We start from the raw sequence: 11,836 nt of genomic DNA, 5'->3' as shown, positions 1-11,836 counted from the left end.
CGGCATTCTCCTATTCGGGGTGGGGTTAGCGGCGACGGAACGTCGCCTTCTCGTCTTCGAAGAAGCGGACGCCTTCGATTTTCGCGGTATTCTTGCGAAGCTTGACGTAGGCCTTCAGCGCCTTGTCGACCGCTTCCGGCGCGATGAAATCGCGCAGCGCGTTCAGGTCGATCTTCGAGAAATCTTCAATCTCGAAAGCCCACTCCGTGCGGGAGCGTGCAGTGCCGCCGCTCGCGCCGCGCACGGTCATGTCTTCGGCCGGGATGGCAGGCGCCGACGCAACTTCCTCGATCTTCGTTTCGACCGTGGCGGCGGTCTGCAGATGCTCGATCGCCTCGTCCTGATCGCCAAACTCAGCGGCCTCAGCCGCCTTCTTGCGGGCTTCTTCAGCCTCGCGTTCAAGTCTCTCGCGTTCGACGCGAGCAGCTTCCTCCGCCTTGCGCCGCTTTTCGCGGTTGTAATCGGTGGCGCGCTTGGCGAAGGCGTCCTTGATCCGGGTCAGGCGCTGCAGCGGTGGGCGGAAGAAGTCATCGACTTCCTCGCCGCCGCGCTTAAACGGGTCCTTCTGATTTTTCCGCAGCTTTTCGAACTCGTTCCACGCCGCCTGTGCGTCGTTCACAATCTCGGTCGCTGCCGCCAGGTCTTCATCGCTGGCAAAACGCTCCGGGGCCTCGTTCGCGCGGTTCGCGATCGGTTCGACTTCGTCGGCGATACGTTTTGCGAAGGCCTCGGCGAGTGTGGCTGGCAGGGCAGTGACCAAGTCCTCCAGCGAGAATTCGGCTGGCGGGTTGTTGCCGCCAATCCCAAGCCGAGGATCTTCAGTAGCGGTGTCAGAAGGGGCCATTGTTCAATTCCTCTTTCGGTCGAGTTTCCTTGATGCGCAGCACGCGAGAGCGGCTTTCGGCGTGGAAGCCGGCCTTGCGCGTCTGTTCTTTGAGGGTCAGGCGGAAGCCATCGATCATCGCGATCTCGGCGTCGCCCATCTTGAAGCGAACCTCTGTTTCGATGGCATCGATACGATCGAGGTCGGGCTTCACACGCGCCTTGAGCTCCGCGCGCTCCGCGAGCAGGACCGGCAGGTGATTGTCGCCGGTCAGATCGATCCGCTTGCCTTCGATCACGTCGGGCTCAATCGCGGCGAGCAGGTCGGCGTCCTTGCTGAAGTCCGGGTTGGGGACCTCGCCGAAGGCCACGGCATCCCAGAAATCGCTTACGCCTTCTCGAATGCGCTGCTCGACGCCGGCGTGCCGCGGGATATCGAAGATCGGGCATTCGAGCTTGTAGGGATCGATCACGAGCGCCGCGACGGCGCCGAACGCTGCGTTCTGCTCGAGCATGAGCTCGGTGGCGTTCTGCAACGCTATCCAGAATGGCGGCTGTTCCTGCCAATGGAGCCTGAAGCCGCGGGGATCGACAGTCTTCGTCTGTAGAACCCCGAGCCCGCGCGGGTCGCCGTGAATGTAAAAGTCCGGCGTCGCGCCGATGCGTGTCTCGGGATCACGCAGGTACTCCGTCGCCTTTACGATCTTCCATTCCGGCCGCTGACGCTCGACCGCGGCTGCGACCGCGCTTTCGAGGATCAGTCGCCACTCAAGGAACGGCGTCTGCTCGTCCGCAGGCGCGCCGCCGGTCTTCTCCAGAAAGAGGCCGTACAAGCTCACATACGGGTGGCAGCCGAAGAGGGCGCCGACCACGGACGCGGTCACGTCCTGCTTACGCAGGACGAGCCAGCTATCGCGATCAGTGACAGGGATGCGCTGGATCACTGACGTTTCCCCATCGTGTGAGCCTTGGCGATAGCGGCATCGAGCTTTGCGCGCGCCGCCGGCGGCATCTGCGGCAGCCCGTCCTTCCGACAGTCTTCGTCAGCGTCGCGAACCATTTCGACTGCCTTCAAAAGACAGGCGATAACTCCGTCGCGCTTTTTTAGTGTTTGGGTTACGGCGAGCGCGGCCTTGCCTTCAAATACGACAGCTTCATTGTCGAGCCGAAGGGCCACGGTCACGGGCGCGGCTCTCGCTGCTGTTTTGTGACTGCGGATCACGCCCATAGCCGCTGATCCTCGCGAATAACGTCCATGAAGGTTGCGTATTCGTGGCCGCGCGGGCAGTGAGTTAGGACCCTCATGACGCAAGCTGCCTGCGCTGCCAGAGGAAGCCTCGCGCGGCGTTGCCGGTCTGGCGCAGGATGTTCCAAGCGGCCCGCGTCTCGGGTTCGGCAAGGCCGCGATTGTCCGCGATCACGCAATAATTGTATTGGGCGCGCTGCAGGCCATCCAGCAGGCGAACGAGTTGAGCGTTCTCGCACTTCGCGCCGAGGCTTTCGCTAGCGATGCGTCGAAAGCGGATAGCAGTAAGCCACACGCCGGCAATGAGGCCAGCACCGAGGCCGCAGAGATAGGTTGCGAGGTCAATCATGATGCAGCGCCTCGCTGCTCTGAGCGTCGATGCGAGCCTTCTCGACCGCTCGATCCATCAATGCGATGACGTCGCCAGACCTGAAGCGCGCGCCGACCAGCGCTTGAATTACTTCGCGCTCATCGCCGAGATCAGTCCCCATCGTTCGCAGAAGGATCGACATCTGCAGAACGAGATCGCCGTTGGTTTCTGTCACAGCTTGCCCCCACGTTGTTCAAAGACGCGACGATGCCCACGCTGCCGAGCAATGCTGTCGGCCTTGTCCCGGGCTGCGAACGCCTCGCCCTCTTTGGTCAGAAACACCTGGCTTTCGTCGACATCGACCAGCGGCGGTTCTTCCATCGCGAGTTCGATGCATCGTTGCCGGTACCACTCACCCATGCCGGTGAGGTCGAGCGGTCCATTGTCGAGGATCTTGCGAAGCACCATGCACTTCGCCAGCGTCACGTCAGAACGCCAACGCGCATCGAGTTTGCGATCATGGGTTTCGCTGACGTACTGGCGTGCCGGCCTGCGGCTCGCACGCATTTCAACGTGGTTGCTGTGCGGAGGCATCACGCACCGCCCGTCTTGGCGAGGGCGGCGCAGTGGTAGCAGCGACGGCGCTTCGCTTTGGAAGGCTCCATCGCAAATTCACCGAGCGAAAGCGGGCGCGTGATCGAGTGGCCGCATTCGAGCGTTTCGGTGTTCGCGATCAAATTTCGCGAGACGATGCTGCGCAATGGATCGGGGGCCGTCCGCGCGCCCGCTGCTGTGGTTTGGCTGGTCATCACGCGGCCGCCTTTCCGTCGCCGGGCAGATCGCTGATGCGACGGTCGAGATCGGCGATGGTTTCGACAAAGTCAGCCGCCGTCGGCCAGCCGAAAATGGGATCGCGCTTCGCCGTCGCGCCGCGCTTTGCAACGAATTCTCCGTACTGCTGTCGGAAAACCTCGCGCTGGCGGATCAAGAACACGCGGCGGGCATGGTCGCTCTGCAGGGTGGGGAGATATCGATCGAGGCGGGCGCGGAAGAAACCGGCGCGGGATGCGAAGTCTGCTTTGGAAAGGGCGCTGCTGGCGTCCATGGTTGCCTCCGATGCCCGGGGTTGGGCAGGGCCGCGGGATGCGGCGTCGGAGGTAACCATAAAACCGGTTTTCTAACCGGGTCAACATAAAACCGGTTTTCTAACCGGATTATTTTTTTGTCCGATCGATCGAAGGGACGCCGTCAGGCGTCCGCCCCGTCTGGAAATGTCCCCTAAGTAGCGATCAATCTTCTACTACAGGGGGCCTCTTACGAGGCCCCTGTAAGAATAGAATATAAAATCCGCGCGCTCGCGCGCGTAGCACTTCTCGTGCCATGTCCCTCTGTCCCCGGAAAATGTCCCCCGGATTGTCCCCTGCCTATGACGCGGTTTTTCTGGTGATGAGGACCGTGACGAAGCCGTTCGCGCCGGATTTTGCATTGCATGTCAACTCCAGCCCAAGACTGTCGAGGTGATGCAGGCCGTCTGGGTCTTTCAGTGCGAGACGCGTGCACTTCACTGCGGCATCGCGGAGCTTCTGAGGGCGAGCCTTAACCACGATGGAGCCGGCGGCGCCGATGAAATCGAAGAACGTTCCCTGTGGATAGGCGGTGTCGATGGTGGCGTCGAAGCCTGGCTTCGCCGTGGCGCAGTAACTCACGCCCGCACTCCCCACCCATGGATGCTTCACGGTGAGAACGTTCACTTTCCGCTCGACCACTGCGTTAGTTCTTTGCGATAGGTCGAGGCCAAGCATGTCGCACTGGTCCGCTTGCGCTGCGGTCATCGTCGCAAGCGATCCGAACAAAGAAATCGCTACTGCGGTGAGAGTTGTTTGACCCTTGCTGCCCATTCTACTTGCACTCCCTCAATGGGCGGTTCGGTCTCGGAAAGAAGATCGAACCGTCCCTCTGTTTTTGCCCGTTTGATTTTTTTCACCAGAATTCGATCATCGTTAAGCCCGACGACACAGAGCCGGCCGATTAAGTCGTGGGTCACGGGCGAGCGCACGTCGTCGTAATAGACCAGCCATCGATCGAACATCGACCCGATGCTCGTTCCGCGAATTTCAACGCATACCGTCGACGGCGTGGCATCGGTAGGTGCGGGCGCAGTGTCGAGGCTTCCCTGCGCGACTGCGTAGAAGTGAGCTGCGGCGCCGGCTCCAACGTAGCCGACAATCGGCACCGTGGCGGGCCTCGCGCGGCTCGAGTCCATTTCTGCTGCTATCTGAGAACTGTCGACGTGCCCAGCGTCACCGCTAACGAGCCAATCCGTGGTGGTCTCAAGTTCTCTTGCCAACGCAATAAGCTTCTCCGAGCCAGGTGAGTGGCGCTTCCCCTCTGCCTCTTTGCGAAAAATGTTCCTGATGAAGTCTTCCTTCGCGCCTATTGCGAGGCTGACAGACATCGCCGAGCGGTCGAGCGCGGTTAGGCGTTCTTGAATTCGGCTGCCCAAACTCGGCTGCGATACGTGCGGCCGCTTCAGGCCGGTTTTCTTTCGCTGCACAGATTTTTTCATAACGGTCATCCTACCGGCTTGCGGGCGGTTAAAAAACCGGTTAATAAACCGGTAACGCAACCGCGATTTGAGAAGATCATGCACTCCATTGAGAACCTGACGGCCGTGGCGAACGCGTATTCGGGTGCCACGGACACCCCGCTCAAAACGCTCTCGTGGCGCATCTTCAACGACGGAAAGAAGCTGGACGCGGTCGTTTCAGGCAAAAGCGACCTGACGACGTCGCGGTACGACCTTGCGATGCAGTGGTTTTCCGACAACTGGCCGCCGCGCTGCGCTTGGCCGAAGGGCATCGCACGCCCGGCAAAGAAACCGGCTGAGGCTGAGCAATGAGCGTTCGTCAAGATCATAACCGGTTTATCAACCGGAAAGTGGACGAGGCGCAAGCCGAGCCGCCTGCCATGGTTACCAGCGGCTTGCCGCTTAAACCGATTTGGAACGAGCAATTCGATGCGTTCCTGCGTGTGAACGGGCCGTGGAAGACGGCAACTGAACTCACTCGTGCTCTCAACGCCGCGCACGGCACGGAGTTTACCCGCAGCGCTGTGCTTGGCCGGTCGTTCCGGATCGGCGTGAGGATAGGCTCTGCGGTCCCGAGGGCACCGCAACCCGAACCCGCTCGCAAGGCTGCGCCGTCGAGCAAGGGTAACAACTATAGCTCGGAGGGCGCGAAGGCCGCCGGCGTGCTGGCGCGGATCGAGCAAGCGAAAAGCGGCGAGGTGCCGAGCTGCGATTTTAAGCCGCGCACGGCGGACGCTCAGTCGCGTCACGTCCCGCTGCTCAACCTCGGGCCGTTTGGACTTGAATGCCGCTGGCCCGACAACGAACTCAACGATGCCAGTCAGCAGACCTTCTGCGGCGCGCCAACTGCACATGGTGCAAGCTACTGCTGCGCGCACATGGCGATTGCGTGGGGCATCGGCACCGCGTCCGAGCGCAGCGCTCTGAAGACGCTTTTGGAGGCATCGCGATGATGCCTGTCGCTCCGACGAGCCGCGGCGCTGATCGCGCGCACCAATCCATCTCAGGAGGCAAAGCTCATGGCTAAGAAGGCAATGACGGCCGCTGCGCGGCGGAAAAAAACGCGCAACTCAGCAAAATCAAGCAATCCACCGACGTTCAATCGTCTCGACCCGGTTCGCCTGGTCGCAACGGGTGAAGTCGGGACCGTGACCGGTGCTGCGCAGTACGACGTTCCTGCGGCGACCGAATACCTCGTCCGCTTCCCCGACGGGAGTTCCACGTGGGTGAAGTGCCGCGACCTGACGGCGGCCTGATGTCGGCGAGCCGCGCGATTGCGGCTTCGCTCCAACCCTGAATACGAGAGGTCCAAATGGCATCCGAAGCAAAGCCGTCGAACGGCTACGACATCAAGAAGATCGACGGGTATCTCGACCGCATGCAGAACATCGAAGATGAGTGCGCTTCGATCATGGGCAAGGCGATGCAGGAATGCAAATCGCTGCGCGAGGATCAGAAAGAGATCAAGGAAGAGGCCAAGAACGCCGGCATCCGGTCGAAGGTCTTCAACGAGCTCTGGAAGGCTCGAAAAGCCGTGTTGAAATCGGAAAGCAGCCTCTCCGACCTTGACGGAGACGATCGCGAGCAAATTGAGGAAATCCTCCGCCACGCCAACGACGACAAGTCGTTCGGCGACACGCCGTTCGGCGCGCATCTGCTGTCCGTTTTTTCCTGACATTCGAACAACAAACGCCGCGGCGAAGGGCGCCGCGGCCGCGAGGCGGCTCTGGCTGTCTGGGGGAAGTCGCATCCAATGCGCATCGACGGCATCATCCTTTCGCTTGACGTGGCAACGAACACCGGATGGTGCGCGGGCGAGCCGGGTAACCCCAATCCTGACTTCGGACATTTCACGATCCCGCCGACCGGCGACGATGTCGGTACGTACGGGCTCAAATACTCGGCATGGCTGAAAGGCCAGCTTGAAGGGCTAAAGCCCGCGCTCGTCATTTTTGAAGCTCCGATCCTGCCGAAGAAGACAACGCCGACAACGGCGCGGAAGCTGATGGGCCTCGCCATGCTGACAGAAATGGCGGCCCGTCATCGCGGCATCACCGTGCGCGAGGGCAGGGCATCGACCGTCAAAAAACATTTCACCGGCAACGGGTGGGCCAAGAAGGCCGACACGATGGCGATTGCTCGCCGTTACGGATGGGCTGTGCGTACCGATGACGAGGCGGATGCCTGCGCCCTCTGGGCGTACGCGGTCTGCTGCTACGCCCCTGAGCACGCCACGCGCTTTGCGCTCGGCCCGATTGCAGCGAGGCAGATGTTCTGATGAACGACTATCGCTCATTCATCGAGGGAAAGGTGGCGGTTGCGGGTGAGGCAGGCTTCGACGTCGCGCCTCACGAAATCAACCCGCAGCTTAAAGACTTCGTTCGCGCCATCGTTGCTTGGGCGGCGCAGGGCGGCCGCCGCGGAATTTTCTCAAGCTTCGGCCTGCACAAGACTAGCGCGCAGATCGAGTTGGCGCGGCTGTGCCGGATCAAGACCGGCTCTGTGCCGCTGATCATCCTGCCGCTCGGTGTCAGACAGGAGTTCTTCGACGATGCCGAGCAGTATTTCAAAGGCGATTATCGTGTCCGTCTCAAATTCATCCGGTCGACCGTGGGCGAGCTCGAGGAAGGGAACGAACAAGATCTTCCTCTGATCTACCTGACGAACTACGAGAGCGTTCGCGAAGGAAAGATCGATACGTCGAAGTTTGGCTTCGTATCGCTCGACGAGGCTGCCTGTCTGCGCGGCTTTGGCGGGTCGAAGACGTTTCGCGAGTTCATGGCGCGGCTCGCCGGCGACGCGCGCGGTGGCGCGGTGGAGAACGAAATCCGCTATCGCTTTGTTGCAACGGCGACGCCTGACCCGAACGAGCACATCGAACTGCTCGCGTACGCCGCGTTCCTCGGCATCATGGATGTCGGGCAGGCCAAGACCCGCTTCTTCAAGCGCAACAGCGAGAAGGCGGACGAACTCACGATCCATCCGCATAAGGAGCGTGAGTTCTGGCTTTGGGTGGCGTCGTGGGCTCTGTTCGTCTCGAAGCCGTCCGACCTCGGTTTTTCGGACGAAGGCTATGTGCTGCCCGAGCTCGATATCCGCTGGCACGAAATCCCGGCAGATCACACCAAGGCGGGCACGGAGCGCGACGGCCAGGCGAAGTTTTTCGCCGATGAGGCGATCGGCGTTCAGAACGCCTCGAAGGTCAAGCGAGACAGCCTGCCGCAGCGCATAGACTTGATGGCTGGCCTGATCGCTTCCGATCCTGATGATCATTGTCTGCTCTGGCACGACCTCGAGGCCGAGCGGCTTTCGATTGAGAAGACGATCCCGTCGGTGCGCTCGATCTTCGGATCGCAGGACCTCGACGTGAATGAGGCCAACGCCATCGGCTTCAAACGCGGCGAGTTTCCTTATCTCGCAACGAAGCCTTCCATGAGCGGGGCCGGGTGCAATTTCCAGTATTTCTGCCACTGGATGATCTTCCTCGGCATCGGCTTCAAATTTCACGACTTCATTCAAGCCGTTCACCGGCTGATGCGTTTCGGCCAGACCAAGAAGGTCCGCCTTGATCTGATCTACACCGAGCAGGAGCGGTCGGTTCGGCGCAAGCTGGAAGAGCGCTGGAAGCGCCATGACGAGCAATCGGCCATCATGGCCGACATCATCAAAGAATATGGCCTGACGCGGATTGGCATCGCGGGCGCGCTGAAGCGGACCATCGGAGTGAACCGGGTTGAGGTGCGCGGCGATCGGTTCGTGTGCGTGAACAACGACTGCGTTGAGGAAACGCGTTCGATGGCCGGCGACAGTGTCGACCTGATCGTGACTTCGATCCCCTTTTCGACGCAGTACGAATACACGCCGAGCTACAACGATTTCGGTCACACCGATGATGACGTGCACTTCTTCCGTCAGATGGACTTCTTGACGCCAGAACTGCTGCGCATTCTGAAGCCGGGCAGGATCGCCATGATCCATTGCAAAGACCGCATCGTACCAGGCGGCCTGACCGGCCTCGGCTTCCAGACCGTTAGTCCGTTCGGTGCTGAGACCATGCTGCATTTTCGCAAGCATGGCTTCGCCTACATCGGAACGAAGACCATCATCACCGACGTGGTCAGGGAGAACAACCAGACCTACCGGCTGGGGTGGACCGAGCAATGCAAGGATGGCACCCGGATGGGCTTTGGCCTGCCGGAATACGTTCACGTCTTCCGCAAGCCGCAGACCGACCGCTCGAAGGGCTACGCCGATGATCCAGTGGTCAAGGACAAGGCGGAGTACAGCCGCGGTCGCTGGCAGCTAGACGCGCACGGCTTCGGAAGGTCGAGCGGCAACCGTCTTCTGTCGCCAGTTGAACTTCTGGGGCAGGAAGCCAAGGTCATATATCGTCGATGGCGCGAGCATTCCCTTTCGCAGGTCTACGACTTTGAGCATCACGTCGCGGTCAGCGACACGCTCGACGCGAACAACCAGCTCCCGCCGACCTTCATGCTGCTGCCGCCGCATTCGTGGCACCCCGATGTCGAGACGGACGTGGCCCGCATGCGGACGCTCAACGGCTTGCAGCATGCCAAGGGTCGAGAGCTTCATCTGTGCCCGTTGCAATTCGACATCGTGGATCGTGCGATCACGCAATACACGATGCCAGGTGAGACGGTTTTTGATCCGTTCGGCGGCCTCATGACCGTGCCCTACCGAGCCATCGCGTTGAAGCGCCGCGGGATCGGCGTCGAACTGAGCCCGTCATACTTCCGCGACGGCGTCACCTATTGCCAAGAGGCGGAGCGCGAGGCCGACGTGCCGACGTTGTTCGACCTTCTCTCGGAAGAGGGGGCGGCAGCCTGATGAGCGACTATCCCGCCATCGACAAGATGATTGCAGATGCCGTTGAGCAGGCCGGCAACCCGAAGCCGAAGCTTGCGGACATGATGATGGCTGTCACCTTCGAGGCGCTGAACCTCGAAATGTCACAGCGCGCTTTCCTGATTGCGGCACTTCGCTCAGAGCCGTCCGCCGCGGAAATCAAACGCATCGCGCTGCTGCGCTCGACCGCACGCTTTCTCGATGCCTGCCTGTATCAGCCAAACGAAGTCGCCAAGCGGCTCAGCAAGAAAAAGGCCTGATGGTGGACACAGAAGTGACAAGCCCGCCCACTGAAGACGCGCCTGTCGAGCTTCCGACCGGCGATCTGTTCGACGCCGGCGGCGCGCCGCTGACCGATATCGAAGGTGAGCGCCTGCTGCTCGGTTACCTGCTGATGTCTCCTGACGCCATCGGTGACGTCGTTCAAGAGGTGACAGAAGGCGACTTCTTTGACGTTTTTCACCGCCGCATCTTTTCGACCTTCGTTAAGGCTGCCGAAGAAGGCTGGAAGGCCACCATGCCGTCGGTTGCGGCCGCGCTCGGCATCGATCCGACCGAAGTCATCGTCGGTGGACTGACCGTCAATCAATATCTCGCCCGCCTCATGGCGGCGTCTGACATGACGATCGACGTGGGCGAGCTTGCGGGTCATATCCAGCAGCTTTCCGAGCGGCGAGCCATCGGTGCCATCAGCAACGAAGAAATGCAGGTCAACCTGCCGTTCGTCTCGAAGATGGGGCTGACGCTTTGGACCGATCAGAACGACCCCGGCGAAGAATACGAATACCTGGTCGAGGATCTTATCCCCGAGCATGAGGGCGCGCTCATGATGGGCGAAAGCCAAACGGGCAAGTCTTTCCTGACCTATCACCTTGCTATGTGCGTCGCGCGCGGCGTCCCGTTCTTCGGCCGGCGAGTGCTGCGGCCGCGCGGCGTGATTTGGTGTGCCTACGAGGCGTCACGTGGCGCGAAGGCGCGCATGCGAGCCTACCGCAAGCACCACGGCTTAGAAGTCGCGGACCTTCCCTTTGCCGTCCTGACCAAGCCTCTTTCGATGTGGCCAGCGGACAACGTCGTCGAGCGGCTCTCAGAAGAGATGAATGGGATTGCGCGGACCTATTTCGGGGAGGCCGGGCTCGGGTTGATGGTGTTTGACACCTACAACGCGGCAACGCCAGGCGCGTCAGAGATCGACAGCGAAGTGGTGTCGAAAATCCGCGTAAACTTCGATCGGCTCCGTGAACTCACGGGCGCTGCATCGCTTCTTGTCGGGCACACCAATTCCGTCGGTAAGCACCGTGGCAACGAGCAGCTTACGAACAACATCGACACCGTGATCGTCGTGTCTCGAAAGATGGGCGGTAACGCCCGTCAGCCGGTGCAGTTGAAGGACGACGACGGTCGCGATCTGCGCGCAATGAAGGTCAGAAAGCAGCGCGAAGGTAGGGATGGCGAAGAGACAGAGTTCGTTCTGCGCGAGGTTGCGGACGGGACGTTCAATAAATTCGGACGGGAGCGCACATCCTGCGTCGTCACCTCGCCGAACATCGCCGAGCCTCTGAAAGACGGTGAGGGCGCTCGGCGCGAAGACGGCCAGCAGGGCGCGCACGCGACGAAGCAGGAGCAGCAGTTCGTTGAGGTGCTTCTTGAATGCCTCGATGAACAAGGCATCGCGCCGCCGGCGGAACTTGGTTTGCCCAAATCGATCGGCAAGGTCGTGGACTACGACATTGTGAAGCGAGAGATCGCGAAGCGCATGCTTCGCGAGGATGACAACACGCCTGAAGGCGAGAAGGCGCACCGCGAGCGCGTCAAGAAGGCGTTGAAGCGCTGCCGCCAGAACATGATGCACGTTCGCGTCGTCGATGGCCGCGACCAGCTCATCTGGTGGACCGGAAAACCGGTGCGCGGGATCAAGCGCACCCAGCCAAAGAAAAGCAGGGACATGTTTGCTGACGAGCCCCCGATGCCTGTCGGCATCGAGGACTTCTTCTGATGGGAGCCG

Annotated in this window: 18 protein-coding genes; 8 read left to right on the top strand and 10 right to left on the bottom strand. The window is 61.0% G+C overall.

The annotated features are described in order from the left end of the window. Positions 1-25: 25 nt before the first annotated feature. The 10 genes from OCA5_RS12355 to OCA5_RS12310 all read right to left on the bottom strand — a co-directional run bounded on the left by OCA5_RS12355 (position 26) and on the right by OCA5_RS12310 (position 4,944). Positions 26-844, bottom strand: a complete 819-nt coding sequence (locus tag OCA5_RS12355; protein WP_244396161.1) for a hypothetical protein — start codon at positions 842-844, stop codon at positions 26-28. Further along, positions 831-1,766 (bottom strand): YqaJ viral recombinase family nuclease, encoded by a 936-nt coding sequence (locus OCA5_RS12350; RefSeq protein WP_012562703.1) that lies wholly within the window; start codon positions 1,764-1,766, stop codon positions 831-833. The genes OCA5_RS12355 and OCA5_RS12350 overlap by 14 nt, the downstream gene beginning before the upstream one ends. Next, positions 1,763-2,050 carry a hypothetical protein gene (locus OCA5_RS12345; protein WP_012562704.1) on the bottom strand — a complete coding sequence of 96 codons (288 nt, stop codon included), beginning with the start codon at positions 2,048-2,050 and terminating at the stop codon, positions 1,763-1,765. Before OCA5_RS12345 ends, OCA5_RS12350 begins: the two co-directional genes overlap by 4 nt. A 73-nt stretch (positions 2,051-2,123) precedes the next feature. Then, positions 2,124-2,417 (bottom strand): hypothetical protein, encoded by a 294-nt coding sequence (locus OCA5_RS12340; RefSeq protein WP_012562705.1) that lies wholly within the window; start codon positions 2,415-2,417, stop codon positions 2,124-2,126. Beyond that, positions 2,410-2,613 carry a hypothetical protein gene (locus OCA5_RS12335; protein ID WP_013913225.1) on the bottom strand — a complete coding sequence of 68 codons (204 nt, stop codon included), beginning with the start codon at positions 2,611-2,613 and terminating at the stop codon, positions 2,410-2,412. Before OCA5_RS12335 ends, OCA5_RS12340 begins: the two co-directional genes overlap by 8 nt. Then, the gene (locus tag OCA5_RS12330) at positions 2,610-2,972 is read right to left on the bottom strand and encodes a hypothetical protein (protein WP_012562706.1); all 363 of its coding nucleotides are present in this window, start codon (positions 2,970-2,972) and stop codon (positions 2,610-2,612) included. Before OCA5_RS12330 ends, OCA5_RS12335 begins: the two co-directional genes overlap by 4 nt. Next, positions 2,972-3,187 carry a hypothetical protein gene (locus OCA5_RS12325; RefSeq protein WP_012562707.1) on the bottom strand — a complete coding sequence of 72 codons (216 nt, stop codon included), beginning with the start codon at positions 3,185-3,187 and terminating at the stop codon, positions 2,972-2,974. The genes OCA5_RS12330 and OCA5_RS12325 overlap by 1 nt, the downstream gene beginning before the upstream one ends. Further along, positions 3,187-3,483, bottom strand: coding sequence for a hypothetical protein (locus OCA5_RS12320; RefSeq protein WP_244396162.1), 297 nt, complete (start codon positions 3,481-3,483; stop codon positions 3,187-3,189). Before OCA5_RS12320 ends, OCA5_RS12325 begins: the two co-directional genes overlap by 1 nt. Positions 3,484-3,802: 319 nt before the next feature. Continuing rightward, positions 3,803-4,210: a hypothetical protein gene (locus OCA5_RS12315; RefSeq protein ID WP_244396163.1), complete on the bottom strand. Its 408-nt coding sequence runs from the start codon at positions 4,208-4,210 to the stop codon at positions 3,803-3,805. A gap of 29 nt (positions 4,211-4,239) precedes the next feature. After that, positions 4,240-4,944 (bottom strand): S24/S26 family peptidase, encoded by a 705-nt coding sequence (locus tag OCA5_RS12310; protein WP_013913222.1) that lies wholly within the window; start codon positions 4,942-4,944, stop codon positions 4,240-4,242. 18 nt (positions 4,945-4,962) lie between these two features. Here OCA5_RS12310 and OCA5_RS12305 point away from each other — a divergent pair, with 18 nt between their 5' ends. From OCA5_RS12305 to OCA5_RS12270, 8 genes are all read left to right on the top strand, one after another. After that, a complete protein-coding gene (locus tag OCA5_RS12305; protein ID WP_244396164.1) occupies positions 4,963-5,277 on the top strand; it encodes a hypothetical protein in 315 nt (104 codons plus the stop codon). A gap of 38 nt (positions 5,278-5,315) precedes the next feature. Continuing rightward, entirely contained in the window at positions 5,316-5,918 is a 603-nt protein-coding gene (locus OCA5_RS12300; RefSeq protein ID WP_244396165.1) for a GcrA family cell cycle regulator, read from the top strand. Positions 5,919-5,984: 66 nt separating this feature from the next. Then, positions 5,985-6,221: a hypothetical protein gene (locus OCA5_RS12295; RefSeq protein ID WP_012562713.1), complete on the top strand. Its 237-nt coding sequence runs from the start codon at positions 5,985-5,987 to the stop codon at positions 6,219-6,221. A 56-nt stretch (positions 6,222-6,277) separates the two neighbouring features. Further along, positions 6,278-6,640, top strand: coding sequence for a hypothetical protein (locus OCA5_RS12290; RefSeq protein WP_012562714.1), 363 nt, complete (start codon positions 6,278-6,280; stop codon positions 6,638-6,640). Positions 6,641-6,718: 78 nt separating this feature from the next. Further along, a complete protein-coding gene (locus OCA5_RS12285) occupies positions 6,719-7,243 on the top strand; it encodes a crossover junction endodeoxyribonuclease RuvC (protein ID WP_012562715.1) in 525 nt (174 codons plus the stop codon). Beyond that, positions 7,243-9,813: a DNA methyltransferase gene (locus OCA5_RS12280; protein WP_012562716.1), complete on the top strand. Its 2,571-nt coding sequence runs from the start codon at positions 7,243-7,245 to the stop codon at positions 9,811-9,813. Before OCA5_RS12285 ends, OCA5_RS12280 begins: the two co-directional genes overlap by 1 nt. Beyond that, positions 9,813-10,091 carry a hypothetical protein gene (locus tag OCA5_RS12275; RefSeq protein ID WP_012562717.1) on the top strand — a complete coding sequence of 93 codons (279 nt, stop codon included), beginning with the start codon at positions 9,813-9,815 and terminating at the stop codon, positions 10,089-10,091. Before OCA5_RS12280 ends, OCA5_RS12275 begins: the two co-directional genes overlap by 1 nt. Continuing rightward, entirely contained in the window at positions 10,091-11,827 is a 1,737-nt protein-coding gene (locus tag OCA5_RS12270) for an AAA family ATPase (protein WP_244405953.1), read from the top strand. The genes OCA5_RS12275 and OCA5_RS12270 overlap by 1 nt, the downstream gene beginning before the upstream one ends. Positions 11,828-11,836: the final 9 nt, after the last annotated feature.

Origin of the sequence: Afipia carboxidovorans OM5 (assembly GCF_000218565.1) — a bacterium.
GTDB classification, from domain to species: Bacteria; Pseudomonadota; Alphaproteobacteria; order Rhizobiales; family Xanthobacteraceae; genus Afipia; species Afipia carboxidovorans.
Note: the sequence above shows the minus strand (reverse complement) of the source record. Positions and strands in the feature narration are given on the sequence as shown.